This is a genomic window from Shimia sp. MIT1388 (assembly GCF_047124445.1).
GTDB lineage: Bacteria > Pseudomonadota > Alphaproteobacteria > Rhodobacterales > Rhodobacteraceae > Shimia.
In genome coordinates, this window is record NZ_CP138921.1 from 546,379 (window position 1) to 572,036 (window position 25,658).

Here is a 25,658-nt window from a genome sequence, read left to right on the forward strand (position 1 = left end):
GATTGGCCTTTAGCTGGTGAATCTTGCGTCCAGAACGGCGAGGTGGTGATCCACCAGCGCGGTCTCGTCTTTGGTCAGTACGCGGTGACGCGGGTATTGTGGATCGGCGCGGTCATGTAGGATGGGCGCGTCCCAACCGGTTGTTGTGGCAAAGAAATCCGCCACGCCTTGCTCGCCAAACTCATGCAAGTAGCCTTGGACCACGACGTCCAGATAGCTGAGCAGAATGGGGTGGCGCATGTCTGCAGGCAGGCCGATGTCGTGGCGGGCGGTGTAAACCGCGATCTCAATCGGATCGCTGATTGGATGGGTGACCTTCGGAGTGCTGATCACGCGTGTATAGGCAAACTCACGGGCGTCCAGAGCCTCCCAGTCATCGCCTGGAACATGTGCTATAATACCGTCAATGGCGCAGGAGTCGTCTGGCACAGCAGTAAGAAACGCGATGGGACGCAGGTCGGTGTGACACCACTGCCGCCGCCACCCGTTCAGGCGCGCGGGATGCGCATTCTCGTAAGAATGCGTGCTGTGGTTCACGAGGCTGCCATAGCCAAAGAAGTAGGAGGCGGTCATGCCTCCTCCCTACACGTGTGTTGATCCATGTCAATGCTATGCGCGGACCACTCTGGCACAACCCGCTCACCCATCTGACCGCCGGGACGGACTGAGAGGAAGAGAATGCGGATTACCAAACGGACGAATATTGCCATTCGCGTGCTGATGTATTGTACAGCGCACCGTGGCCGCTTGGTGACCAAGCATGAGATTGCCGGGGTGTGCAATGCCTCCGAAAACCATCTGGCGCAGGTTATTCATCAACTGGCGTTGATGGGGGTTTTGAGCACGCAACGGGGGCGCAATGGCGGGCTTGAGTTGGCGCGGGACCCCAAAGATATCGAGATCGGTGAAATTTTCCGGGCGATGGAGGCCACTGTGCCGTTGGCGGAGTGCTTTGCGGATGTGGATAACTCTTGTCCGCTGGTGGAGGCCTGCCGACTGAAGGAAGCGCTGCGCGAGGCGGCGGAGGCGTTCTACAAACGCTTGGACGTAGTGACACTGGACTCACTGGTGTGTGACAACACCGCGTTGCTGGGCATTCTGGCGCCGGATCCTTGTGGCTCAAAAGCCAGCTAGAGATGTGATCGCGGGCTTAGTGGCGGAAGTCCACGCCTGAGAGGACGATTCCTGCGGCGATTACAACTCCCCAAAACAGACAGGCGAGGACCGCCATCCAGCGGCCTTTGCGCTGCGCTGGCCAGCGGAATGTGCCAACCAGCAGGGTGAGAAATAAGGCGCCGGCCAAAATGGCCAGCGTTTGCTCCAACGTTGCACCGGAGGGCAGAGCGGAGAGTTCCGGTAGGTTGAGCCCGAGGTCGTAGCGCAAGCCCCAGATGGCCAGGAGCCCTAGAGCGGTTGCTAAAAGAACCGCGATTGGTCCTTCCGCTTTGCCGTCGCGCCAGAGTTGTGCGCCTGCGCCAAGGGAGAGCGCGCCGCCAAGGAGGGGGCCGACAAAAAGGATCAAGGCAATAACCAGCATCATAAAGGTCCTGTTTGGATGGGCGCCTACCTAGGGAGTCGGGCTGAGGAAGCCAAGGTGATTTGCAAAACTGCATGATCGGCGGTTGCTAAATGTCGTTTCGATAAGGTGGCGTGAAGGTGCAGGTCGCCGTGGAAAGTCGTCTGATTGCGCGGAAAACCTTTTGTTGGTTTGCAATTACTTACCGGGCTGGGTGAAGTGTGTCATAACTATTGCTTATCGCGCGATAATCCCCTGCGATATTGAGGCTTGTCAGCTTTGGTTCTGCATACTACGGTGCACGCCAAGGTGAATCGGGAGAACTGGACGATCCAGTGCCGAAGGAGCAACCGCCCCGGAAACTCTCAGGCCACAGGGACCGACCACCTTTGAAAACACACTCTGGAGAGAGGTGTTCGTCAGGACACCCGCCGAAGGGATAACGATCTCAGGCAGTCGGACAGAGGGGGCATCGCACGCGCAGAACAGTTGCGCGAAAATGGGATGCCGGATGTGACCTCCAAACATGGACACGCCCGGAAGGAGAAGGGCGAAGCCTATGGGAGATTTGAAGCGGACACCGCTGTTTGATCTGCATGTTGAGCTTGGCGCCAAGATGGTTGGGTTTGCGGGCTATGACATGCCTGTGCAGTACCCGCTGGGCGTCATGAAAGAGCACCTGCATTGTCGTGGCGCTGCAGGTTTGTTTGATGTGAGCCACATGGGGCAGGTTGCGTTGCGGGCCGAGAGCTATGAGGCGGCCGCAAAGGCGTTTGAAACGCTGGTGCCACAGGATGTGATCGGCCTTGGCGCTGGGCGTCAGCGCTACGGGTTTTTCACCAATGACGCGGGCGGGATCGAGGACGATCTGATGTTTGCCAACCGCGGCGACCATCTGTTTGTGGTGGTGAATGCGGCCTGTAAAGAAGCGGATATTGCGCGTATGACCGCGGCTTTGTCCCCGGATGTCACGGTGGAAGAGATCACCGACCGTGCGCTTGTGGCGTTGCAAGGGCCGGCGGCGGAGACCGCTTTGGCGCGGCTGAACCCTGCCGTTGTCGAGATGGCGTTTATGGATTTCACCGAAGTTGAGCTGGATGGCGCGGCCTGTTGGGTCAGCCGCTCGGGCTACACCGGAGAAGATGGCTATGAGATTTCCATCCCGGAAGCCGACGCGGAAGGCATTTGCCGCAAGCTGTTGGCGATGGAAGAGGTGGAAGGCATTGGCCTTGGTGCGCGCGACAGCCTGCGTCTGGAAGGTGGCCTGTGCCTTTATGGCAATGACATTGATGCCGGAACCTCCCCAGTCGAGGCGGCGCTGACCTGGGCGATCCAGAAAGTGCGTCGCGCGGATGGCGATCGCGCCGGTGGGTTCCCTGGTGCAGACCGCATCTTTGGCGATCTGGCAGAAGGCGTGGCACGCAAGCGTGTGGGCTTGGCCCCAACAGGCCGGGCGCCGATGCGCGCGGGCACGCAGCTGTTTGCCGCGGCTGAAGGTGGCGAGCCGATTGGCGAAGTCACCTCCGGCGGATTTGGTCCGACCTACGAAGGTCCGGTGGCCATGGGATATGTCGGCACGGCGCAGGCCGCTGTCGGGACAGAAATTTTTGGTGAGGTACGGGGTAAGCGTATGCCCGTGACCGTGGCGAAGATGCCGCTGGTGCCTGCCAATTTCAAACGTTGAGCAACAGGAGAGCAAGCAATGAAATATACCGAAGAGCACGAATGGCTGCGGGTTGAAGGCGACGTTGTGGTTGTGGGCATCACCGAACACGCCAGCGAGCAACTGGGCGATGTGGTGTTTGTCGAACTGCCAGAAGCGGGCACCGAGGTCACCAAAGACGAAGAAGTCTGTGTGATTGAGTCCGTGAAAGCCGCGTCCGACATTCTGGCGCCGATTGATGGCGAGATCGTTGAAGTGAACGAGCCGCTGGTTGATGAGCCGGGCAAAGTGAACGATGACCCCATGGAAGGCGCCTGGTTCTTCAAGATCAAGCCGTCCGATCCGTCCCAGATGGACGACTACATGGACGAGAACGCCTACAAAGAATTCATCGGGTAAGCGCATCTGCGCGCGCGAGGCGGGCAACGCCGTTTCGCGCTTCCTTTGAGTTTCAAAAGAGAATGGTTGGTCCGGCATTGTGTCGGACCGCAGTCTGACTTTTTCTTCGCCGCACCTGTTGCCGCGGATTGTTGAGGAGATGAAGATGACCTTCAAACCCACCGACTATCTACCTTATGATTTTGCCAACCGCCGTCACATCGGCCCGTCTCCGGATGAGATGGACGCGATGCTAGAGGTGATTGGCGCCGACAGTCTTGACGCGCTGATTGATGACACGATGCCCGCAAGCATTCGTCAGAAAGAGCCGCTGAACACCGGACGCCCGATGTCTGAGCGCAAGGTTCTGCGCCACATGCGGACCGCTGCCGAAAAGAACAAAGTTCTGACCAGCCTGATTGGGCAGGGCTACTATGGCACCGTCACACCGCCAGCGATCCAGCGTAACATTCTGGAGAACCCGGCATGGTACACGGCATATACGCCATATCAGCCAGAGATTTCGCAGGGCCGCCTTGAGGCGCTGTTGAACTATCAGACCATGATCACTGATCTGACCGGTCTGGATGTGGCTAACGCTTCGTTGCTGGATGAATCCACCGCTTGTGCCGAAGCGATGACCATGGCGCAGCGCGTGTCCAAATCCAAAGTCAAAGCCTTCTTCGTGGACGAAAACTGTCACCCGCAGAACATCGCGGTGATGCAGACCCGTGCCGCTCCGCTGGGTATTGAAGTGATCGTGGGCAACCCGGACGATCTGGAAGCAGACCAGGTGTTTGGCGCGATCTTCCAGTATCCAGGCACCCATGGTCACGTGCGTGACTTCACTGCTGAAATCGAAGCTCTGCACGCCAACAAGGCGATTGGCGTTGTGGCGGCAGATCCGCTGGCCCTGACCCTGCTGAAAGAGCCGGGCGCGATGGGCGCGGATATTGCTGTTGGCAGCACCCAGCGCTTTGGGGTGCCGGTGGGCTATGGCGGTCCGCACGCTGCCTATATGAGCTGTAAGGACGCCTACAAGCGCTCCATGCCAGGCCGGATTATTGGTGTGTCGATTGATGCGCAGGGCAACCGTGCCTACCGTCTGTCGCTGCAGACCCGTGAGCAGCACATCCGCCGCGAGAAAGCCAATTCCAACGTCTGTACCGCACAGGCGCTCTTGGCGGTGATGGCTTCCATGTACGCTGTGTTCCACGGTCCGGAAGGTCTGAAGGCGATTGCGCAGCGGGTGCACCGCAAGACAGCCCGTCTGGTGAAAGGTCTGGAGGACGCGGGTTTCACTGTGGAGCCTGGTGTATTCTTTGACACCGTCACCGTGGATGTGGGGCTGTTGCAGCGCGGTGTGTTGCAGCACGCAGTGCAGGAAGGCATCAACCTGCGCAAAGTGGGCAAGACCAAGGTTGGTATCTCGCTGGATGAAACCACCCGTCCGCAGACCATCGAAGCGGTGTGGCGTGCGTTTGGCATTGTGCAGGACGACAAGGACTACACGCCAGAGTATCGTCTGCCAGAAAAGCTGCTGCGCGAAACCGGCTATCTGGATCACCCGATCTTCCACATGAACCGGGCTGAGACCGAGATGATGCGCTACATGCGTCGTCTGGCAGATCGCGATCTGGCGCTGGACCGCGCGATGATCCCGCTAGGCTCCTGCACCATGAAGCTGAACGCGGCGGTGGAGATGATGCCTGTGAGCTGGCCGGAGTTCTCCAACCTGCACCCGTTTGCGCCAAAAGATCAGGTCGAGGGCTATACGCAGATGATCGACGATCTGAACGACAAGCTGTGTCAGATCACCGGGTATGATGCGATTTCCATGCAGCCGAACTCCGGTGCGCAGGGGGAATATGCCGGTCTGTTGACCATTGCGGCCTATCACCGTTCCCGCGGTGAAGGTCACCGCAACGTATGCCTCATTCCGATGAGCGCGCATGGTACCAACCCAGCCTCGGCACAGATGGTGGGCTGGAAAGTTGTGGCGGTGAAATCGGCGGAGAACGGCGACATTGACGTGGAAGACTTCCGCGCCAAGGCTGAGAAGCACGCCGAGAACCTGGCTGGGTGCATGATCACCTATCCGTCCACCCATGGTGTGTTTGAAGACACGGTGCATGAGGTTTGTGACATCACCCATAAGTTTGGCGGTCAGGTTTACATCGACGGCGCAAACCTGAACGCGATGGTCGGCTTGTCCCGTCCGGGCGATGTGGGCGGTGACGTGAGCCACCTGAACCTGCACAAGACCTTCTGCATTCCGCACGGTGGGGGCGGCCCCGGCATGGGACCAATTGGCGTGAAAGCGCATTTGGCACCGCACCTGCCGGGTCACCCGGAAGCAGGCGGTGTTGAAGGGCCGGTCTCGGCGGCGCCATTTGGCTCGCCTTCGATCCTGCCTATCAGCTGGGCCTATGTGTTGATGATGGGTGGCGAAGGTCTGACCCAGGCGACCCGTGTGGCGATCCTGAACGGGAACTACATCGCAAAGCGGCTCGAAGGGGCTTATGACGTTCTCTACAAAGGCCCAACCGGCCGCGTGGCGCATGAGTGCATCATCGACACCCGTCCGTTTGCGGACAGTGCTGGGGTGACCGTGGATGACATTGCCAAACGTCTGATCGACAGTGGTTTCCACGCGCCAACCATGAGCTGGCCTGTGGCAGGCACGTTGATGATTGAGCCCACCGAGTCTGAGAACAAGGCGGAGCTGGATCGATTCTGTGATGCGATGCTGTCCATTCGCGAAGAAATCCGCGACATCGAGGAAGGTCGGATTGATGCGGAGAACAACCCGCTGAAACACGCGCCGCACACGATGGAAGACCTCGTGAAAGATTGGGATCGTCCATACACCCGTGAGCAGGGTTGTTTCCCTCCAGGTGCGTTCCGTGTGGACAAGTACTGGCCACCAGTGAACCGTGTCGACAACGCCTATGGCGACCGCAACCTGATCTGCATCTGTCCGCCGATGGATGACTACGCCGAAGCGGCGGAGTAAGTCTCGCAGGATTGGGAGAGGGGGCCAGCCCCCTCGCTTGCGACGGCAAGCACACCCCCGAGATATTTGAAGAATGAGAAAGCCGGGTTTGCGCCCGGCTTTTTCTGTTTGATGGGTCAGTCGCGGGCGCGCAGAATTTGCGCAGGGCGATTGGCGAGGGAGGGCAGCGCGAAAACCATGCCTGCCAGTAGATTGGCCAGAATGCCTGCGGACAAGATCAGCAGGGCGTTGGGCCAAATCACGTAGAAGTCGCTTTCCATGACAAAGGTCATCACCGCCCAGCCGCCAGTCAGCCCTACCGCAAGTGCAACCGTGCCAGCCGCCGCCCCAAGCAGCGCAGCGCGCCAAGCAAAACTCCGCAGCACTTGGGCACGGGTGGCGCCGAGGGTTTTCAGGATCGCGGCCTCATAGGTGCGGGCGGCTTGGCCCGCAGCGGCGGCGCCAAAGATCACCAAGAGACCCGTGAGCAGGATGGTCGACGCGCCGTAAGTGGTGGCGTTGGCGAGTTGCGCCACGAGGCTAGAGACCTGTTGTGCCGCGTCGCGCACGTGGATGGCGGTCACATTGGGGTATTGCTCGGAGACATCCTTGAGCAGGGTCGCTTCACTGTCGGCATCGGCATAGACTGTGGCGATGAAGCTGTGCGGGGCGCCCGCGAGAGCGGCTTCGTTCATCACAATCACAAAGCCCATGCCTGCGGAAGAGAAATCCACCTCGCGAAAGCTGGTGACCGTGCCGGTGATGTCACGGCCCAGGATGTTGATGGTCAGCGTGTCGCCCAGTTTCAGCCCCATCTCGAGAGCTTCTTCTTCGGCAAAGCTGATCTGAGGTTCGCCTGCATGATCCGGATCCCACCAGGTGCCGGCGGTGAGTTTGGTGTCGGGTGGCATGGCGCCGGCGTAGGTCACGCCACGGTCACCGCGCACAACCCAGTGATCGCCCGCGACCTCTTTGGCAGGTTGATCATTGATACGGGTGATCACACCGCGCAGCATGGGGGCGGTTTCGACGTTGTGGATGGTGGGTGTGGCGTCCCAATCTGCCTGAAGGTCGGGCATTTGGTCGCGTTGGATGTCGACGAAGAAGAAGGATGGTGCGACGTCGGGCAGGTCGCGGGCAATGGCGTTGCGAAGGTTGCCGTCCACTTGGCCGACAGTGGCAAGCACGCTGAGACCAAGGCCGAGGGACAGCACGACCGGGGTGGTTGCGTCGCCCGCACGTCCCAGCGATTGCACGGCCCAGCGGAGTTCGGGACGGCTGCGCAGACGGGTGGCGAGGCGGCGCAGAAGCGCGCGTAGGCCGGTGGCCGCAAAGGAGAGTGCGATCATGGCGATCATGACGCCGCCAGCGAACCAAAGCGTGAGATTGATGGAACCGGAAAGCCAGCTGGCGAGGCCGAGCAGGAGGGCAATCAGCAGGCCTACGGCGAGGATGTAACGCGCGGCGGGCAGGTGGCGGTTTTCGCCAAGTTGATCGCGGAAGAGCGCACTGGGACGGACATTTTCCACCTTTGCCAGGGGCCAGAGGGTGAAAATGGCGGCGGCAAGGGCACCATAAAGGGCGGCTTCGATCAGAGGGACCGGGTAGAGGCTGAAGCTGGCCGGGAAGGGCAACACGGCTTCGATCAGAGGGCCGAGCAGGATTGGCAGGAGCGCTCCTAGGACAAGGCCGAGCGAGATGCCTAGCAAAGACACAAAGCCGATTTGCAGGAAATAACTGAGGAAGATCACGCGACGCTCTGCGCCTAGGCTGCGCAGGGTGGCAATGGTTTCGGTTTTGCGCGAGAGGTAGGCGCGGATGGCGGTGGAGATGCCCACGCCGCCTACAGCAAGACCAGCCAAGCCGACGAGGATCAGGAAGGCGCCAAAACGTTCAACAAAGCGGGTGATGCCGGGCGCGCCATTGCGACTGTCGCGCCAGCGCAGGCCGGTGCTTTCAAATTTTGCGCGGGCGTCGGTTTCGAGCGCCGCGAGGTCTGGATTGGGCGGTAGGTCGAGGCGGTAGTGGCTGGTGAAGAGCGTGCCGGCGGCGAGTAGGCCGCTGTTGGCAAGGTCTTCGGTGCGGACAAAGGCACGGGGGGCGAAGTTGAAGCCGCCTGCGGTGTCGGGTTCGCGATCGAGGCGGGCGGTCAGGATAAATTCTTGGGTGCCAAGCTGAAAGGTGTCGCCGATGTCGAGCAACAGGCGGTCGGCGAGCAGGCCATGCAGGACTGCACCGGGGAGGGTGGCAGATCCAGCCAGCGCGTCTTGCCATGAGATGTCAGGGCTTATGTCAACGTTGCCGACAAGTGGGTAGGCGTCATCCACGGATTTGACTTGCGCGAGTGCGCGTTCCGCACCGTCTGTGCGCGGGACAACCACCATCGAGCGGAAGTCGATGATTTCTGAAGTGGCCTCTGCGTTGTCTGCCATCCACGCCTGTTCTGCGTCAGTGGCGCGGCGGTAAGTGAAGCTCATTTCAGCGTCGCCGCCCAAGAGCGTTGCGCCTTCCGAGGCGAGGCCGGTTTGGATGGCGCTGCGCACGGAGCCGATGGCGGCAATGGTGGCCACGCCCAGAATCAGGCAGGCGAGGAAGACGGTGAAGCCGCGCAGGCCGCCGCGGATTTCACGGCGGGCGATGCGCGTGGCAGCGGTCAGGCTCATGCGGAGGCCTCTACCGCTGCCAAAGGCGCATCGATTTGACCGTCGCGCAGGTGGACAACACGCTCGCAGCGTTCGGCCAGCGCATTAGAGTGGGTCACAAGCACCAGTGTGGTGTCGCGTTTGGCATGCAGGTCAAACAGCAGGTCCATGATGGTTTCGCCGGTGGATTGGTCGAGGTTCCCGGTGGGCTCGTCGGCCAGCAGCAGTCGTGGCGACGGGGCGCAGGCGCGGGCTAGGGCGACGCGTTGCTGCTCACCGCCGGACATTTGGGAGGGGTAGTGATCCGCGCGGTGGGCAAGGCCGACAGCTTCGAGTTCCGCTTCGGCGCGCTCCATGGCGTCTTTGCGGCCTGCAAGCTCCAGCGGGGTGGCTACGTTTTCCAGCGCGGTCATGGTTGGGATCAGGTGGAAGTTCTGAAACACCACACCCATGTTTTCGCGGCGGAAGCGGGCCAGCGCATCCTCATCCATGGCGGAGAGGTCATGATCCAAAGCCGTTATAGTTCCGGAGGTGGCGCGTTCCAATCCGCCCATCAGCATCAGCAGTGAGGATTTGCCAGACCCAGAGGGGCCAACCAGCGCCAAAGTCTCTTCGGCCTGCACGTCCAAGGAGATGCCGTGCAAGATTTCTATGCGTCCGGCATTGCTATCCAGCGCCAAAACCGCATCTTGAAGGGAGAGAATGGATGACATGAAAGAGGCCGCCTGTTGATGAATGTTTCCAACCTATATGGGGCGCTATCACGCCGCGGCAAGGCGCTGGCGCTGAGCATTTTGGTTGTTCCGGTAACAGCTTGGTCGGCTTTGGCCGAGCCGGTGGTGATTGCGGCCCTGGGCGATAGTCTGACACATGGCTATGGCGTGCCGCAGGGAGAAGGCTTTGTGCCGCAACTTGAAGGCTGGCTTCAGGCGCAAGGGCTGGATGTTTCGGTGCAAAATGCAGGGGTGTCTGGGGATACAACGCAGGGCGGGCTGTCGCGCGTTGGCTGGACCTTGGGGCCGGATGTGGACGCGATGATAGTCACCTTGGGAGGTAATGATGCGCTGCGCGGGATTGACCCGGCGGTGAGCAAAGCCAATCTGGCGGGGATTATCGAGGCTGGTCAGGCGGCGGGCGTCAACGTGCTGTTGGTAGGCGTGGAAGCGCCGATGAATTTTGGTGCGGACTACAAACAAGCGTTTGATGGGATGTATGGCGAATTGGCGGCGCAGTATGGCGTGGCGCTGGTGCCGGACTTCTTTGAAGCCATTCGGGATTTGCCCGCAGAAGAGTTGCGGGCGTTGATGCAAGCCGATGGCATTCATCCAAATGTGCAGGGTGTGGCGCGGATTGTGCCGGCGCTTGGTCCATATGTGCAAAGCCTGGCGGAGCACGCTGCGAAGGAGTGACCTATGCCCGGGCGGCTGTTTCTTGAGACCTCAATGATGGAGATTGGCCAGTGGGTTGGTCACGGCGTTGGTGAGGTGTCTGACGAACCGCCACGACGGAATATCGCGCCTGGGCAGGAGGTTATCTGTCTGACGACTGGCGGTTTCCGACGCATGCGCTGGGGAATTATCCCGGTTGGGCGCGTGAATGCGCGGGGGCGGCCGGTGATGGAGACCATTGTCAACGCGCGCTCAGAAACGGTGTTTGATAAGTCGGCGTTTGATGGCGTTGGCCGAGCGGTTGTGATTGTCGACGGGTGGTACGAGTGGACCGGAGAGAAGCGCAAGAAAACGGCTTGGCGTATCCGGGGTAACGAGCCGTTGGTGTTTGCCGCGATTACGGATGTCTGGACTGCGCCCGGTGGGCGGGAGGTGCATCAGGTGGCGACGGTGACTTGTGAGCCCAACGCCGATGTGAAGCCAATCCATCACAGGATGGGGGTGCTGCTTAAGAAAGATGCGATTGATCTGTGGCTCACCGGCACGCCGGAAGAGGTCGCGCCGCTGATGGTGCCCTGGCCGGAAGGGGGGCTGTCGATCGAAGAGGCCACAGACGTGGATTGGGACGCGCCTTAGGCGGCGAGGTCCACCCAGACAGGCACGTGGTCAGATGGCTTGGAGCGGCCGCGCTCTTCTTTGTCGATCTGGCAGTCTTGCAGCAGGTCCGCGCATTGTGGCGACAGCAGAAAGTGGTCGATGCGGATGCCGTTGTTGCGGTTCCAAGCACCGGCTTGGTAGTCCCAGAAGGAATACATACCGGGCATTTGATTGCGGGCGCGGAAGGCTTCCGTGAAGCCTAGGTTCAGCAAGCGGCGGTATGCAGCGCGGCTTTCGGGTCGGGCGAGGGCGTCTTCCTGCCAGTCTTCGGGTTTGGCGGCGTCTTCATCTTGCGGGATGATGTTGTAGTCACCCGCCATGAGGAAGGGTTCCTCGGAGGCCATAAGCTCTTGGGCGCGGGTGTACAGCCGCTCCATCCAAGCGAGCTTGTAGTCGTATTTTGGACCAGGGCAGGGATTGCCGTTGGGCAGGTAGAGGCCGCAGACACGGACCGGGGTGTCTCCCATCACGGTGGCTTCGATATAGCGGGCCTGTTCGTCGGTGTCGTCGCCGGGCAGGCCGCGGGTCACATCCTCTAGCGGTAGCTTGGAGAGGATCGCCACGCCGTTGAAGCTCTTCATGCCGTGGGTTTCGACTTGATAGCCGCGCTCTTCAAATATTTCGCGTGGGAAGGCTTCGTCCACGGATTTGATTTCTTGCAGCAGCGCGACATCGGGCTGCGCCTCGTCCAGCCAGCGGGGCAGGGTTTCGATGCGCGCTTTGATGCCGTTGATGTTGAATGTGGCGATTTTCATAGGACGCGCTCCTCGCTGCTGGACAGGCGTATCTATCCAGCCCCGGCAGGGAACAGCAAGGCGGAAGTTCATCGCAACCTTGGGGCGGATGCCTATGGCTTTGTGAAAACCAAAAGCTGTGGCAGGCTGTAGGCAGTACTTTTGACCGTTTTTGTGTTTGGTGTGTTGAGGGTCACGTGCCTGTTGTGTCTATGCGCGCCCTAGGGTGCTTGGTTGTATTCGGCTATACGCTGGTGATTACGAGTGCGGATGTGCTGATCAAGATGATCGCGCAGAGCTATCCTGCAGCGCAATTGTTTGGCGTGGCCTGTTTGGTAGTGGCGGGGCTTAGCATACTGTCAGCTCTCTTTGGAACGAGGGAAGGGACACAGGGCGTGGCGGCGCAACTGCGGACACGCTACGTCAGATTTATGGTCCTACGGTGTGTGCTTGGGCTGTTAGGTGCTTTTGGCTTTTACCATGGGTTTCGGTTGCTGCCGCTGGCGGAGATGTTTTTGTTCATTGGGCTGATCCCGCTTGGTGTGGCGGTTTTGTCCGGCCCTGTGTTGCGAGAGCCGGTGCGCGCAACTGCGTGGATTGCTTTGGCTGCGGGCAGTTTAGGGGTGATGTGCCTCTTTCTGGATGGCAGAAGTGCCTTGGGGGTGGGGCATGCCGCGGCTTTTGCGGCCTGTGCGACAACTGCGCTGTCTTTGGTGCTGGCGCGCTGGATGACGCAGCGCGAAGGCGGATGTCTGGCACAGGTGTTTTGGCCGAACCTTGGAGGCGGCTTGGCGATGCTGGCGATTTTGCCATTTGTGGCGGTGCCAATAGGGCTTACTGATTTTATGTGGATCTGCCTCTATGGCGCGGCGATGTTTGTGGCGCGTTGGCTGTGTATGGTCGCGTTGACGCTGTTGCCTGCCTATGTGGCGACGCCATTGATGAACATCCAATTTGTGTGGATGTTGATAGTGGGCGCCGTCCTGTTTGGCGATGCGGTGTCTGTCGGCGTGGTGTTGGGCGGCGTGTTGGTGGTGCTGAGCGGGTTGGTCCTTGTGGCTGGCACGATGCCGGCCACAGAAAAGGTCCGGGCCGCAACGGCCTAACTCTGCGTTTGTGCTTACATGGAGAAGCTGGTGCCGCAGCCACACGAGCTTGTGGCGTTGGGGTTGTTGATCACAAAACGCGCGCCAATAAGCTCTTCGGTGAAGTCGATTACTGCGTCCGTCAGAAAGGGCAGGGACACACTGTCCACTAGGACTTTCTCGCCGCCACCTTCGAGCACAAGGTCGTCGTCTTTTTGCGTGTCGAGTTTGATTTCGTATTGAAAGCCGGAGCATCCACCGCCTTCGACAGCCACGCGCAACGCCTGCCCTTGATCGGCGGCACCAATCTCTGCCAGTCGTTCGAAGGCTCTTTCGGTCACTTTTGGCGGCAACTGCATGATTTTTTGTCCTATTCGCGCGATTTGCCCTGTTCCTTGCGGGCTGGGAGTCCAATATAGAAAAGGCAAGGACAGGCTACAAGGACCACGCTCATGCAGGCGCCCTATGCCTCAGATCCGGCGCGCGCCAAGGGACGGCGCTTTCCGGAGGAGGAGAGCAGCTTCCGGTCGTGTTTTCAACGGGATCGGGACCGGATCATTCATGCGAGCGCGTTTCGGCGGCTCAAGCACAAGACACAGGTTTTTGTGGAGCATGAAGGCGATTACTTCCGTACGCGGCTAACGCATTCGATCGAGGTGGCGCAGGTGGCGCGAACCATTGCGGGCGCGCTGGGTCTCAATCAGGAAATCACTGAGGCTATCGCGTTGGCACATGATTTGGGGCACACGCCCTTTGGGCACACGGGCGAGGACGCGCTGCACGAGCTGATGGCACCTTATGGCGGGTTTGATCACAATGCACAGGCGGTGCGGATTGTGACCTCACTAGAGCGGCACTATGCCGATTTTGATGGGTTAAACCTGACCTGGGAGACCTTGGAAGGGATTGCCAAGCACAATGGACCTGTGATTGGCGCGTTGCCTTACGCTTTGGCGGATTACAACGCAGTGCATGACTTGGAGCTGCACACCCATGCGAGTGCCGAGGCGCAGGTGGCGGCTTTGGCGGATGACGTGGCGTATAACAATCACGATCTTCACGATGGTCTGCGCGCTGGGCTGTTCACCGAGGAAGAGATTTGCGACCTGCCCATTGTGGGTGAGGCTTTTGCAGCGGTGGATCGGCAATATCCGGGATTGGAGGCCATCCGGCGACGGCATGAGGCGCTGCGGCGGGTGTTTGGCGTGATGGTGGGGGATGTGATCGACACGTCCCGTGCGGCACTGTCCGAAGTTGATGCGCAATCTGTTGAGGAACTGCGTGCTTGTGGGCGGCCTGTGGTGCAGTTTTCCACTGCGCTCTGGGCGGACCTCAAGGAAATCCGCAGCTTCCTGTTTACCAGGATGTACCGCGCGCCCAGCGTGGTGAAGATGCGAAAAGAAGTCACGATTGTTGTTAAAGAGCTCTTCCCACTGTTTTTGACCGAGCCCACTTTGCTGCCATCGCGCTGGCATGCGGATTTGGCAAAATGTCAGGACGAAACTGCGGTGGCGCGCATTGTCTCGGACTATATTTCCGGCATGACGGATCGCTATGCGCTGCAACAACATGAGCAGCTTCTGGGCAAGTGACGTTGACGTGACGGATTGGGGTGATAAACCACGCCAAATCCGAAAAGACCAAAGACACATTGATAGGACGGTCTGATGAACCTGTTTTCCGAGATCCGCGTTGCCGTGATCGATGCGCTGAACGCGATGCAAGCCGAGGGCGCGCTGCCTGAAGGTCTGGACTTCAAAAACGTGGCGGTCGAGCCGCCCCGCGATGCGCTGCATGGCGATATGGCGACCAACGCCGCGATGGTGCTGGCGAAACCTGCCAAGATGAAGCCGCGCGACATTGCCGAAGTGCTGGCCGGGAAACTGGCGGAAGACCCACGTGTTGAAGTGGCCGAAGTGGCTGGCCCGGGGTTCCTGAACCTACGTCTGTCTGCTGGATTGTGGCAAGGTGTTGTGAAAGCGGCGCTTGAGCAAGGCACCGACTTTGGCCGTTCCACCATGGGCGCGGGCAAGAAAGTCAACGTGGAGTATGTCTCCGCCAACCCAACCGGGCCACTGCACGTTGGTCACACCCGTGGTGCGGTGTTTGGCGATGCGCTGGCGTCTCTGTTGGACTTTGTCGGTTTTGATGTGACCCGCGAGTATTACATCAACGATGGTGGCGGGCAGGTCGATGTTTTGGCACGCTCTGTTTACCTGCGGTACTTGGAGGCCCATGGTCAGGATGTGGCGTTTGAGGATGGCACCTATCCGGGTGACTACCTTGTGCCGGTTGGTGAGGCGCTGAAAGCCAAGGTTGGCGATGCCTTTGTTGGCAAAGACGAAGATGTCTGGCTGGCAGAAATCCGTGAGTTTGCCACCGATGCCATGATGGATCTGATCCGTGACGACCTGAAGGCGCTGGGCGTGGAGATGGATGTGTTCTACTCCGAAAAATCGCTTTATGGCACCGGCCAGATCGAGGCGGCGCTGAAATCTCTGGAAGACAAGGGCCTGATCTACGAAGGCGTGCTGGAGCCGCCAAAAGGCAAAAAGCCGGAAGACTGGGAGCCGCGCGAACAGACTTTGTTCAAGTCGACAGAACATGGCGACGATGTAGACCGTCCGGTGAAGAAATCCGACGGCGCCTGGACCTATTTTGCGCCAGACATTGCCTATCACTATGACAAGGTCACCCGTGGCTTTGACGCGCTGATCGACATCTTTGGCGCGGACCATGGCGGCTATGTGAAGCGGATGAAGGCGGCGGTTTCGGCGCTGTCCGGGGGCGAAGTGCCGCTGGACATCAAGCTGACCCAGCTGGTGAAGCTCTTCAAAAACGGTGAACCATTCAAAATGTCCAAGCGGGCAGGCACCTTTGTGACCCTGCGCGATGTGGTGGATCAGGTGGGGCCGGATGTGACCCGCTTTGTGATGCTGACCCGTAAGAACGACGCGCCGCTGGACTTTGATTTTGACAAGGTTCTGGAGCAGTCCAAAGACAATCCTGTGTTTTATGTCCAGTACGCCCATGCGCGGGTGTGTTCGGTGATCCGCAACGCCGAAGCGGCGGGTATTACAGCGGATGACGCGACACTGGCGGCGGCAGATCTGTCCAAGCTAGACCATGCGGCAGAGATCGCCGTGGCGAAGAAGCTGTCGGAATGGCCGCGTCTGGTGGAAATCGCCGGGCGCACCAATGAGCCGCACCGGATTGCCTTCTATCTCTATGAACTCGCAGGCGAGTTGCACGCGCTGTACTACAAAGGCAACGACGACACCTCGCTGCGCTTTGTGCAAGAGGGTGACGCAGATACATCACAGGCGAAAATTGCGCTGGCACGTGCCGTGGCCGTTGTTATTTCCGCAGGTCTTGGTATTCTGGGCGTAACTCCGGCGCAAGAGATGCGCTAAAGCTGCACGTTCGTCGGGGTTGAGGACTAGGCAAGACGACCCCGACGACACCGTACATCGCGGTAACGCGGACGGGCAGTGAGGCAAAAATGGCAGAAATTCCGATGGGTGCGCATGGCGTGCCCAAAGGCGAATCTTCCAACGCGGCACTTTTGGTGAACCGCGCCGGGATGTTTGTATCTTTGGCTTTGGTGGTTGGCACCGGCGTTTGGGGCTTTCAAATCCTCTCCCGCGATGTGAGCGGCGTGCCGGTGGTACGCGCGCTGGAAGGGCCAATGCGTATTCAGCCGGATGATCCCGGTGGGCGTCAGGCCGGTCATCAAGGACTGATGGTCAATCAGGTGGCTGCGGATGGCAGCGCGGCGGGGCCCGCGGATCAGGTGATTGTTGCGCCGCCGCCGATTTCTTTGACCGAACGCGATCAAGTGTCTGGCACGCCCGTTGTGGTGCAGCCGACCGAGGCGCCGTCCGCCGTGCCGAGCCTTGTGGAAACCGAAAAACTGACCGAAGTGGTGGCACGGGCACCTTCTGCGCCAATCGTGGCGCCGGAGCCGCTGGACGTGAGCAAGCCGCTGTCGGTCGAAGAACTGGCAGATCAGCTGTCAGCCGGTGCCAAGCCGCTCGAAACCATTGAAGTGGATGAGGTTCAGCCCATCCAAGTGGCGTTGAGCGAGCCGGAACCGGCTGTGGAAGAGGTTGCCGAAGCGCCGAAACCTGAGATCAAAGGTGGGCTGAAACGCTCGTTGCGCCCCGTATTGCGGCCTGCGTCGCTGCCCGCCAAAGCGCAGGGCACGCAAGTGGCCTCGATTGACGCGGCCGTGCAAGGCGTGTTGCAAGAGGTGGATGCGGAGACCATTCCGGCAGGCACACGTTTGGTGCAATTGGGGGCCTACGCCAGCCCCGAGATTGCGCGCGCGGAGTGGGATAAGCTGCAGCAGCGGTTTGACACCTATCTGGGCGACAAGTCCCGTGTGATCGAAAAAGCCAGCAGCGGTGGTCGGGTGTTCTACCGCCTGCGTGCCATGGGCTTTGAGACTGTGAGCGATGCGCGGCGTTTGTGTTCTGCGCTGAAGGCTGAAAACGCCGATTGTATTCCGGTCACCACGCGATGAGCCGCTTTTGCGCTGCGATCTTTGGCTGTGATGGCTTACGCCTGACCGCCGAGGAAAAGACCTTTTTTCGAGATGTGCAGCCGTTTGGCTTTATCCTGTTTGCTCGCAACATCGACAGTGCGGATCAGGTGCGCGCGCTTTGCGACGACTTGCGCGCCTGTGTTGGCCACCATGCGCCGATCCTGATTGATCAGGAGGGCGGACGGGTGCAGCGCATTCGGGCGCCGATGGCAACCGAATGGTTGCCACCGTTGGAAGAGGTGCAGAAGGCTGGCTCAAATGCGGCGCGGGCGATGTATCTGCGCTATCGCATCATTGCGCATGAGTTGATAGCGCTTGGTATCGATGCAGATTGTGCACCGATGGTGGATGTGGCGCGGCCGGACACCCATCCGTTTTTGCGCAACCGTTGTTATGGCGAAGATCCGCAACAGATCATCGAGATCGCGCGCGCCGTGGCCGAGGGGCTTTGGGATGGCGGCGTTTACCCCGTGATCAAACATATGCCGGGGCATGGGCTCGCCGTTGTGGACAGCCATAAAGACCTGCCCCGTGTGTCGGTGCCAAAAGCGGAGTTGGCGGGGGACTTTGCGCCTTTCAAAGCGCTTAATGCCCTGCCGATGGGTATGACGGCGCATATTGTGTTTGAAGACATGGATGATGCGCCAGCGACAACCTCACCAAAGATGATGCAGTTTATGCGCGAGGAGATCGGCTTTGACGGGCTGATCATGACCGATGACATTGATATGCAAGCGCTGAGCGGAACTGTCGACCAGCGTGCTGTGGCAGCGATTGCCGCCGGATGTGACGCGGTGCTGCACTGCAACGGCACCTTGGCGGATCGTCAGGCGGTCGCAGCAGCGATTGGCGAGATGTCTGAGGCGGGGCAACGGCGTGCCGAAGCAGTGCTGGCCGCGCGCCGTCAGCCCGTGCCTGTTGACATTGAAGCGCTTGCCGAGGAACTTAAAGCGTTCTGAAACGGCGCTTGACGGGCAGGGGGCATGGCCGAAACCGACCTAAATCAAACTCTCCAGATGTCCTTTGGGGACGAGCAGGAGGAGATGTCCGTTGCCGAACGTATGGCGGCGGAAGCTCTGATTGTGGATGTGGACGGGTTTGAAGGGCCGCTGGACCTTCTTCTGACACTGTCGCGCACGCAGAAAGTGGATCTGCGCAAGATTTCGATTTTGGAGCTGGCACAGCAATATCTGGATTTTGTGGAGCGCGCCAAACGGCTGCGGTTGGAGCTGGCGGCGGACTATTTGGTAATGGCGGCTTGGTTGGCGTTTTTGAAATCACGGCTGTTGTTGCCGCCGGATCCCACGGAAGAGGGGCCGTCCGGTGAGGAACTGGCGGCACACCTGGCATTTCAGTTGGAGCGTCTACAGGCAATGCGCGATGCGGCGGCCAAATTGATGGCACGGGACCGGCTAGGGCGCGATTTCTTTGCGCGAGGCGTACCGGAAAACGTTGAGCGCGTGCGCAAGGTGACGTTCACCGCGACACTGCTGGACCTAATGCAGGGCTACGCGCGGCTTCGCACGCGGGACGAGTTTCGTCCGTTTATCATGGACCGGGATTCCGTCTTTACGATGGAAGAGGCGCTGGAACGGATGCGCGGGTTGATTGGCTATGCCGGGGCCTGGACAGATATTCTGAGCTATTTGCCCGCAGGCTGGGAAAACGACCCCAAAAAGCGGCGTTCGGCGACAGCGGCGACCTTTGCGGCGTCTTTGGAGCTGGCCAAGGAAGGCAAGGTGTTTATCCGCCAGAGCGAGACCTTTGCGCCGATTGAAGTACGAAAGAGAGACGGCAGGGATGAGTGACGATATCAACGCGTCGGAGCCAGAGTTGGAAGCCGTGGAGCAGGGTGTTGAACAGGAGGAGAGCCTGTTTGAAGCGCCGCCCGTTGCTGAGCAGGAACGCATGTGTGAAGCCATTCTGTTCGCCAGCGCGGAGCCTGTGACGGTCAAAGAAATGAACGACCGCATGCCCCATGGCTGTGACGCGGCGGAGGCGCTGGTGCATCTGCGCAAACGCTATGAGGGGCGTGGTGTACATGTGGTGAAAGTGGGCGATGCTTGGGCGATGCGCACGGCGGCGGACCTTGGGTTTCTGATGCAGAAGGAAACTGTGGAAACGCGCAAGCTCTCACGGGCGGCGGTCGAGACCTTGGCGATTATCGCCTACCATCAGCCGGTGACGCGGGCCGAGATTGAAGAAATCCGGGGTGTGAGTGTGAGCCGTGGCACGGTGGATCAACTGCTTGAGATGCAATGGATTCGCTTTGGTCGCCGCAAAATGACACCGGGTCGCCCGGTGACCTTTGTGGTGACGCAGAGCTTTCTTGATCACTTTGGCTTGTCCAGTCCGCGAGACTTGCCGGGCCTCAAAGAACTGCGTGCAGCTGGCTTGCTGGAGAACCGGCCCCCTCCAGGCACCATTCCGCTTGGGGTCAACTCGGATGAGGATGACGACGGTATGGTCATTGATGACGGCCAGTCCGAGATGTTTGAGGACTGAAGCACAGCCCTCAAAATGCTGTGACAGCCTTACTATTGGCGCAATTGGTGCTTAAATTGCCTGCGAGTGAAGCTTTGGAGCGAATGGTATGAATGCCAACCAACTGATCAATATGGTGACCCGGATGGTGATGCGCCGTCTGATCAATGGCGGCATCAACGCGGGCATCAATGCCGCGTCCAAAGCGCAAAAGAAGCAAGCTGCTCCAGAACCGGGGCCTTGGGGTGAAAAGCAGCAAGCGCAGCCGAAGGTTGCGCCACAGTTTGATGCCAAGCGCGCCAAGCAAGCTATGCGGGTGACCCGCAAGATTGGCCGGTTCTAAGCCGCTAGCTGGCTTTGAAATGCTTGCTGAGCTTCAGGCCTTGCCCCTGATAGTTTGACGCGATGCCGGAGCCGTAGAGCTGTTCTGGCACCTCTGCCATGCGCTCATAAACCAAACGGCCAACCACTTGGCCGTGCTCCAGCACAAAAGGCGCCTCGTGGCAGCGGACTTCCAACACGCCGCGCGATCCTGTGCCGCCGGCGGCGTCATGCCCGAAGCCGGGATCAAAGAAGCCTGCGTAATGCACGCGGAACTCGCCCACCATGGCCAAGAACGGCGCCATTTCGGCGGCGTAGGCGGGAGGGATGTGCACGGCTTCGCGGCTGACCAGAATGTAGAAGGCGCCGGGGTCTAGAATGATTTTGCCATCAGAGGCGTGCAGCTCTTCCCAGTAGTCCGCCGGATCATAATGACCGATGTTGTCCAGATCGATCACACCGGTATGCGGTTTTGCACGGTAACCCACCAGAGTGCCTTCGGAGGGTTGTAGATCGACGGAGAAGCCGAGGCCGTCGTCGATTACGGCGTCTCCATCCACCAGAGGGCTGCGGTCATGTAGCACGGCCAGATCGGCGTCGGTCAGAACGCTTTGGCCTTTGCGGAAACGGATCTGGTTGAGGCGCATACCAGGACGGACCAGAACGGAAAAGCTGCGCGGGCAGATTTCGGCGTAAAGCGGGCCGGTGTAGCCGGGGGCGATGCGGTCAAATTCGGTGCCGCCATCGGTGATGGTGCGGGTCAGCAGGTCGAGCCGGCCGGTGGAGCTTTTGGCGTTGGCTACGGCCTGGACGCCCTCGGGAAGCGCCAGGCTTTCCATCAAGGGCACAACATAGACACAGCCTTTTTCGAGCACAGCCCCGTTTGACAGATCAATACGGTGCATCTCGAACTCAGACAGGCGGTCCTGCACACTGCGATCGGTGCCGGCCAAGAAGGACGCGCGCACACGATAGGCTACAGAGCCAAGGCGCAAATCCAGAGAGGCAGGTTGCACCTGACCTTCAGCGACAGGTTCAGCCACCGAGATCTCGCCGGTTTGCAGCATGGTTTCAATGGTTTGGCTGGGTAAAACGCCGGTCATATTGGTCCCCCCGGATGTACAAAACGCCCGGGCCTTACGGCACACGGGCGTTTGTGATTGGTCGGGCTAGCAGGACTTGAACCTGCGACCTTCCGTCCCCCAGACGGACGCGCTACCAGGCTGCGCCATAGCCCGACGATGGGCTGTTCATAACGGAATTGAGGGCGGGGGCAAGTCAAAAAATGCAAGATCTGCCACGCCCCAGTGATTAGCCAGCTTTGCTGTGCAAAGCTTCCAGTCGTGCCAGCAGGCTGGCGGCGCGCGAGGCGTCTTTGGCCTTTACAGTGACCGGCTTGGTCAGCATCAGCAGGAAGTCGTCACGAGCGGTTTCACGGGCCACGAGCGTTTCCAGATCAGGCGCGGACGGTGTCTCCGATACCTCTTTGGCCGTCTCTGTTGGAGCTTGTGGGGCAGAGCCTGGTTCTGATGCTGCGGTCTCCAAGCTGGAAAGGGCGCTGGTAGTTGGTGCCTCTACTGAGCCGGAACCGTCCACGGCAGGTGTATGCAAGCCACTGCTCATTTCAGCGGCTGCAGGAGCCATGCCGTCTTCGCCGTCCGCAAACGCATCAGCGTCCGGTGCAAATGTGGTTTCTGATGGAGTTGATTCTGGTTCCGTGGAAATGTCTGAGGCCTCGACGGGCGACGACGCGGCAGAGGCCTCGGATGAAAGTTCACCAAGTTGCTCGTCGGCCGTAGTCTCATCGTCTTCTACTAAGGATGCGACCTCTTCTGGCTCGGTTTGCTCTGGCTCCGCTGGCGTTTCCAGCGCTGCAAAGAGATCGTCCATCGGCGGCAACTCATCGGACCCGCCTGCGGTCGCTGAGCTGGTTGCAGGCATCTGTTCCGTTTCCTCCGCTGGGGCGGGCTCGGTTTGGGCCGCTTCCGGAGGCTGTGCAGGGCTGGTCAAGCCAGAGGTCAGAGGGCCAGGCTCGGACGAGGTCGCGGGCACATCATCTTCGATTTTGACCAGAAGATCTTCCGGTATGCCTGCGTTGTCATCTTCGGCATCGTCTTCAATGGAGGTCTCATCGTCCGGTTCAAAGTCATCCGGCGCGGTATAGAGCTTTTCTTCGGAATCTTCCTCAAAGGCGTCTTCCGGGGCGGTAATGGCTTCTTCTTCAGCGACGTCCTCAAGAGGTTCATCGGCCTCCGGCGCGGCCTCAAGGTCTTCGTCTGAGGCCTCCACAGGCGCTTCTTGCGCAGGCTCACTTTCCGGCGTTTCGTCTTGCGGGAGGTCGGCTTGCGGCTCTTCCTGCGGCGTCTCAACCGGTTCCTGCGCTGTTTCTTCGGTCACGTCTTCTGCTACCGACTCAACAGGTTGTTCTTCTTCATCGACAGGCCGAGAGAGGCTGGACACATGCTTCACGCCTTTTTCGCGCAGCAGTTGCTGGGCGTCTTTGATTGGCATGCCGTCTTCATGCAGCAGCTTTTTGAGGCCGCCAAGCAACTCCATGTCCTGGGGGCGGTAGTACCGCCGCCCACCGGCGCGTTTTACAGGTTTGACCTGAGAGAATTTGCTTTCCCAAAAACGCAGAACATGCGTTTGCACATCAAGCCATTCGGCAACTTCGCTAATGGTGCGAAAAGCCTCACGCGATTTGGCCATGGAGTTTGTCTCGTCTTATTTTTTGTTACCAGCGGCGACGCGATCTTTCATCAGATGCGAAGGCCGGAAGGTGAGGACACGGCGCGGTTGGATTGGAACTTCTTCGCCCGTCTTCGGGTTGCGGCCCACACGTGCCGCTTTGTCGCGCACGCTGAAAGTGCCAAAGGAGGAAATTTTGACCTGCTCGCCGTTCACCAAGGCGTCGGACATATGGGTCAAAATGCTCTCAACCAATTGAGCGGAGTCGTTTCTGGACAGGCCCACTTCGCGAAACACTGCTTCGCTCAGATCCATCCGGGTCAATGTCTTGTCAGTCATGTGGTCCCCCCTGCCGGTACACGTTTCAAAAACCATAGGGGCAAGAGAAATTGGGAGTCAATGATTTGCGCGGGATGTGAGGCGATTATCTGCGATATTCGCCAATCACTTAGGTCGGATTTTACCAGCGCAGAACCACTGCGCCCCAGGCCAGACCGCCCCCAATCGCTTCGGTCACCAGCAGGTCACCCTGCTTGATCTTACCGTCTGCGACGCCGGTGGAGAGGGCGAGGGGGATCGACGCAGCCGAGGTGTTGCCGTGATCCTGCACGGTCACAATCACACGGTCCATGGGTACGCCGAGCTTTTTGGCGGTGCCCTGAATGATGCGGATGTTGGCCTGATGGGGCACAATCCAATCCACGGCATCATCGGTCAGATCAATCTTGGTGAGCGCAGTGTGCGCGGTAGAGGTCAGCTTCTCAACCGCTTGACGGAAAAGGGCATTTCCCTGCATGCGCAGCTTGCCGGAATCCCCGGTTGTGGACACGCCGCCGTCGACAAAGAGCATGTCTTTGTAGCGGCCGTCAGAGTTCAAGTCCGCACTCAGAACACCGCGATCTGTGTTCTCGCCGGTGCCTTGTTCAGCTTCCAGGATCAGCGCGCCTGCGCCGTCGCCAAACAGTACGCAGGTGGCGCGGTCAGTCCAATCCATGATCCGGCTGAAGGTTTCTGCCCCAATCACCAGCACACGCTGCGCCTGACCAGAAAGGATCAAAGCATTGGCATTGGTCAGCGCATAGACAAAGCCGGCGCAGACCGCTTGTACGTCAAAACCAAAGCCACGAGTCATGCCAATCTTTTGCTGCACCATGGTGGCAACCGAGGGGAAGGTCAGATCCGGTGTGGAAGTTGCGACCACCACCGCGTCGATGTCATCCGCAGACAAACCTGCGTTTTCCAGAGCGGCGTTGGCGGCAAGACTTGCGAGATCGGAGGTGGTCTGGTCGTCGGCCGCAAAATGGCGACGCTCGATGCCCGAGCGGGTGCGAATCCACTCATCCGAGGTGTCCAGAGTTTCTTCGAATTCGGCGTTGGGAACGACCCGTTCCGGCAAGTAGTGGCCTACGCCTTTAACCACGGCGCGTGTCGTCATATCGGTGCCTTGCTAACTTATTGTTATTCGTTGGTGCTGTCGGCATCTTGCGGCAGGGAAACGGCAGATGCAACCCGCGCCGCAAGCTTTTCGGAGAAGCCGGATTGCGCTAGTTTGAAGGCGAGTTTGATGGCCGAGGATACACCTGTTGCATCAGAGGAGCCGTGGGATTTCACCACGGTGCCATTGAGGCCCAAAAACACGCCGCCATTGACCCGTCGTGGGTCAATGCGTTTGTTCAGACGGTTGAGCGATGTATAGGCCAATAAGGCGGCCAAACGGGACAGTGGCGAAAACTTGAACGCTTCTTTCAGAAGCGATCCGATCAGCCCGGCCGTGCCTTCGCCGGTTTTTAGAGCCACGTTACCGGTGAAGCCGTCGGTGACAATCACATCGGCCTTGTCTGCGGGCAAGTCATTGCCTTCGACAAAACCGACAAAGTCATAGTTGGCGACATGCGCGTTTTGCGCGATCAGGTCGTGCGCCAGCTTCAACTCGGTGCGGCCCTTGTGCTCCTCGGTGCCCACGTTGAGCAGGCCGACTCGCGGGCGTTCCAGGTCCATACCGTTTCGAGCGTAGGACGCGCCCATTAGGGCGTATTGTAACAAGTCATGCTCGTCGGCGCTGATGTCGGCGCCCGCGTCGAGCATGATGTTGAAGCCCTGCGGGGCGCGGGAAGGCCAGAGCACGGCAATGGCCGGACGGTCCACGCCGAGAATTTTGCGCAGACGCACCACTGAAAGCATCATTAGGGCGCCGGTGTTGCCACAGCTGACGACGCCATCGGCCTCGCCACTGCGCACTGATTCCAAAGCGGACCACATAGAAGTGGTTTTGGACCGGATCACATCTCGGGGTTTGTCTTCCATCGAGACGACGTCAACCGCGTCGCGAATCTCCACACGGCCGTCCAGAATGCGCTTGCGCGCAACCAGCTGTTCCAGCTCGTCTTTGGGACCGTGTAGAATGAAAGCAATGTCGGGGTTTTTCTTCGCGGATTGCGAAATGCCGGCAACTACAGCTGCCGGCCCGCGATCGCCACCCATGGCGTCAACAGAGATAACTGTGCGCCCGCTGCCGGGGTTTGCTGTTTGCGTCAAACCGGTCATGCGGGCTCAGATCCCGT

25 protein-coding genes, 1 tRNA gene and 2 riboswitches are annotated in these 25,658 nt (G+C 59.6%); of the genes, 14 read left to right on the top strand and 12 right to left on the bottom strand.

Annotated elements, in window-relative coordinates; all coding sequences use genetic code 11:
- Positions 1-9 precede the first annotated feature (9 nt).
- A complete protein-coding gene (locus tag SIB92_RS02640) occupies positions 10-573 on the bottom strand; it encodes a gamma-glutamylcyclotransferase family protein (protein ID WP_412554361.1) in 564 nt (187 codons plus the stop codon).
- A 105-nt stretch (positions 574-678) separates the two neighbouring features.
- On the opposite strand from SIB92_RS02640, the gene SIB92_RS02645 reads away from it, so the two are divergent.
- Positions 679-1,134: an RrF2 family transcriptional regulator gene (locus SIB92_RS02645; RefSeq protein ID WP_412554362.1), complete on the top strand. Its 456-nt coding sequence runs from the start codon at positions 679-681 to the stop codon at positions 1,132-1,134.
- Positions 1,135-1,150: 16 nt separating this feature from the next.
- On the opposite strand, the gene SIB92_RS02650 is transcribed toward SIB92_RS02645, so the two are convergent.
- The gene (locus tag SIB92_RS02650; RefSeq protein WP_412554363.1) at positions 1,151-1,537 is read right to left on the bottom strand and encodes a hypothetical protein; all 387 of its coding nucleotides are present in this window, start codon (positions 1,535-1,537) and stop codon (positions 1,151-1,153) included.
- A 284-nt stretch (positions 1,538-1,821) separates the two neighbouring features.
- Positions 1,822-1,908, top strand: a riboswitch (glycine riboswitch).
- Positions 1,909-1,990: riboswitch (glycine riboswitch) on the top strand. It abuts the riboswitch before it with no gap.
- 85 nt (positions 1,991-2,075) lie between these two features.
- Here SIB92_RS02650 and gcvT point away from each other — a divergent pair.
- The 3 genes from gcvT (at position 2,076) to gcvP (ending at position 6,573) form a co-directional block, all read left to right on the top strand.
- Positions 2,076-3,200, top strand: a complete 1,125-nt coding sequence (gcvT, locus tag SIB92_RS02655; protein ID WP_412554364.1) for a glycine cleavage system aminomethyltransferase GcvT — start codon at positions 2,076-2,078, stop codon at positions 3,198-3,200.
- A gap of 18 nt (positions 3,201-3,218) precedes the next feature.
- Positions 3,219-3,578 (top strand): glycine cleavage system protein GcvH, encoded by a 360-nt coding sequence (gcvH, locus tag SIB92_RS02660; RefSeq protein ID WP_294113521.1) that lies wholly within the window; start codon positions 3,219-3,221, stop codon positions 3,576-3,578.
- Positions 3,579-3,723: 145 nt separating this feature from the next.
- On the top strand, positions 3,724-6,573 hold the full coding sequence (gcvP, locus tag SIB92_RS02665) for an aminomethyl-transferring glycine dehydrogenase (protein WP_412554365.1): 2,850 nt from the start codon (positions 3,724-3,726) through the stop codon (positions 6,571-6,573).
- A gap of 116 nt (positions 6,574-6,689) precedes the next feature.
- Here gcvP and SIB92_RS02670 read toward each other — a convergent pair whose 3' ends face one another.
- Both SIB92_RS02670 and SIB92_RS02675 read right to left on the bottom strand, forming a co-directional pair.
- A complete protein-coding gene (locus SIB92_RS02670) occupies positions 6,690-9,215 on the bottom strand; it encodes an ABC transporter permease (RefSeq protein WP_412554366.1) in 2,526 nt (841 codons plus the stop codon).
- Complete coding sequence (locus tag SIB92_RS02675) at positions 9,212-9,907, bottom strand: ABC transporter ATP-binding protein (protein WP_412554367.1); 696 nt, start codon at positions 9,905-9,907, stop codon at positions 9,212-9,214. Before SIB92_RS02675 ends, SIB92_RS02670 begins: the two co-directional genes overlap by 4 nt.
- Before the next feature lie 18 nt (positions 9,908-9,925).
- Between SIB92_RS02675 and SIB92_RS02680 the strand changes: the two genes are divergently transcribed.
- A complete protein-coding gene (locus tag SIB92_RS02680) occupies positions 9,926-10,603 on the top strand; it encodes an arylesterase (protein ID WP_412554368.1) in 678 nt (225 codons plus the stop codon).
- Positions 10,604-10,606: 3 nt separating this feature from the next.
- A complete protein-coding gene (locus tag SIB92_RS02685; protein ID WP_412554369.1) occupies positions 10,607-11,218 on the top strand; it encodes an SOS response-associated peptidase in 612 nt (203 codons plus the stop codon).
- Here SIB92_RS02685 and xth read toward each other — a convergent pair.
- Positions 11,215-11,994, bottom strand: coding sequence for an exodeoxyribonuclease III (gene xth, locus SIB92_RS02690; protein ID WP_412554370.1), 780 nt, complete (start codon positions 11,992-11,994; stop codon positions 11,215-11,217). The genes SIB92_RS02685 and xth overlap by 4 nt on opposite strands.
- 176 nt (positions 11,995-12,170) lie before the next feature.
- Between xth and SIB92_RS02695 the strand changes: the two genes are divergently transcribed.
- Positions 12,171-13,079, top strand: a complete 909-nt coding sequence (locus tag SIB92_RS02695) for an EamA family transporter (protein WP_412554371.1) — start codon at positions 12,171-12,173, stop codon at positions 13,077-13,079.
- Between the two features lie 14 nt (positions 13,080-13,093).
- Here the strand turns inward: SIB92_RS02695 and SIB92_RS02700 are convergent, their stop codons facing one another.
- The gene (locus SIB92_RS02700; RefSeq protein ID WP_412554372.1) at positions 13,094-13,417 is read right to left on the bottom strand and encodes a HesB/IscA family protein; all 324 of its coding nucleotides are present in this window, start codon (positions 13,415-13,417) and stop codon (positions 13,094-13,096) included.
- Between the two features lie 93 nt (positions 13,418-13,510).
- On the opposite strand from SIB92_RS02700, the gene SIB92_RS02705 reads away from it, so the two are divergent.
- The 7 genes from SIB92_RS02705 to SIB92_RS02735 all read left to right on the top strand — a co-directional run bounded on the left by SIB92_RS02705 (position 13,511) and on the right by SIB92_RS02735 (position 20,431).
- Entirely contained in the window at positions 13,511-14,650 is a 1,140-nt protein-coding gene (locus SIB92_RS02705) for a deoxyguanosinetriphosphate triphosphohydrolase (RefSeq protein ID WP_412554373.1), read from the top strand.
- A 75-nt stretch (positions 14,651-14,725) separates the two neighbouring features.
- Positions 14,726-16,471 carry an arginine--tRNA ligase gene (gene argS / locus SIB92_RS02710; RefSeq protein WP_412554374.1) on the top strand — a complete coding sequence of 582 codons (1,746 nt, stop codon included), beginning with the start codon at positions 14,726-14,728 and terminating at the stop codon, positions 16,469-16,471.
- Between the two features lie 89 nt (positions 16,472-16,560).
- Positions 16,561-17,583 (top strand): SPOR domain-containing protein, encoded by a 1,023-nt coding sequence (locus tag SIB92_RS02715; RefSeq protein ID WP_412554375.1) that lies wholly within the window; start codon positions 16,561-16,563, stop codon positions 17,581-17,583.
- Positions 17,580-18,563, top strand: coding sequence for a beta-N-acetylhexosaminidase (nagZ, locus tag SIB92_RS02720; RefSeq protein ID WP_412554376.1), 984 nt, complete (start codon positions 17,580-17,582; stop codon positions 18,561-18,563). Before SIB92_RS02715 ends, nagZ begins: the two co-directional genes overlap by 4 nt.
- Positions 18,564-18,620: 57 nt before the next feature.
- Positions 18,621-19,412, top strand: a complete 792-nt coding sequence (locus tag SIB92_RS02725; RefSeq protein WP_412552039.1) for a segregation and condensation protein A — start codon at positions 18,621-18,623, stop codon at positions 19,410-19,412.
- Complete coding sequence (gene scpB, locus SIB92_RS02730; protein ID WP_412554377.1) at positions 19,405-20,109, top strand: SMC-Scp complex subunit ScpB; 705 nt, start codon at positions 19,405-19,407, stop codon at positions 20,107-20,109. Before SIB92_RS02725 ends, scpB begins: the two co-directional genes overlap by 8 nt.
- An 88-nt stretch (positions 20,110-20,197) precedes the next feature.
- A complete protein-coding gene (locus SIB92_RS02735) occupies positions 20,198-20,431 on the top strand; it encodes a hypothetical protein (protein WP_412554378.1) in 234 nt (77 codons plus the stop codon).
- A 4-nt stretch (positions 20,432-20,435) separates the two neighbouring features.
- On the opposite strand, the gene SIB92_RS02740 is transcribed toward SIB92_RS02735, so the two are convergent.
- The 6 genes from SIB92_RS02740 to plsX form a co-directional block, all read right to left on the bottom strand.
- On the bottom strand, positions 20,436-21,512 hold the full coding sequence (locus SIB92_RS02740) for a 2'-deoxycytidine 5'-triphosphate deaminase (protein ID WP_412554379.1): 1,077 nt from the start codon (positions 21,510-21,512) through the stop codon (positions 20,436-20,438).
- A gap of 58 nt (positions 21,513-21,570) precedes the next feature.
- Positions 21,571-21,647, bottom strand: a tRNA-Pro gene (locus SIB92_RS02745).
- Between the two features lie 73 nt (positions 21,648-21,720).
- Complete coding sequence (locus SIB92_RS02750) at positions 21,721-23,118, bottom strand: MerR family transcriptional regulator (RefSeq protein ID WP_412554380.1); 1,398 nt, start codon at positions 23,116-23,118, stop codon at positions 21,721-21,723.
- 15 nt (positions 23,119-23,133) lie between these two features.
- Positions 23,134-23,436 (bottom strand): integration host factor subunit alpha, encoded by a 303-nt coding sequence (ihfA, locus tag SIB92_RS02755; RefSeq protein ID WP_294113492.1) that lies wholly within the window; start codon positions 23,434-23,436, stop codon positions 23,134-23,136.
- A 121-nt stretch (positions 23,437-23,557) separates the two neighbouring features.
- Entirely contained in the window at positions 23,558-24,532 is a 975-nt protein-coding gene (locus SIB92_RS02760) for a beta-ketoacyl-ACP synthase III (protein WP_412554381.1), read from the bottom strand.
- A gap of 23 nt (positions 24,533-24,555) precedes the next feature.
- Positions 24,556-25,641 carry a phosphate acyltransferase PlsX gene (gene plsX, locus SIB92_RS02765; protein ID WP_412554382.1) on the bottom strand — a complete coding sequence of 362 codons (1,086 nt, stop codon included), beginning with the start codon at positions 25,639-25,641 and terminating at the stop codon, positions 24,556-24,558.
- Between the last annotated feature and the right edge of the window lie 17 nt (positions 25,642-25,658).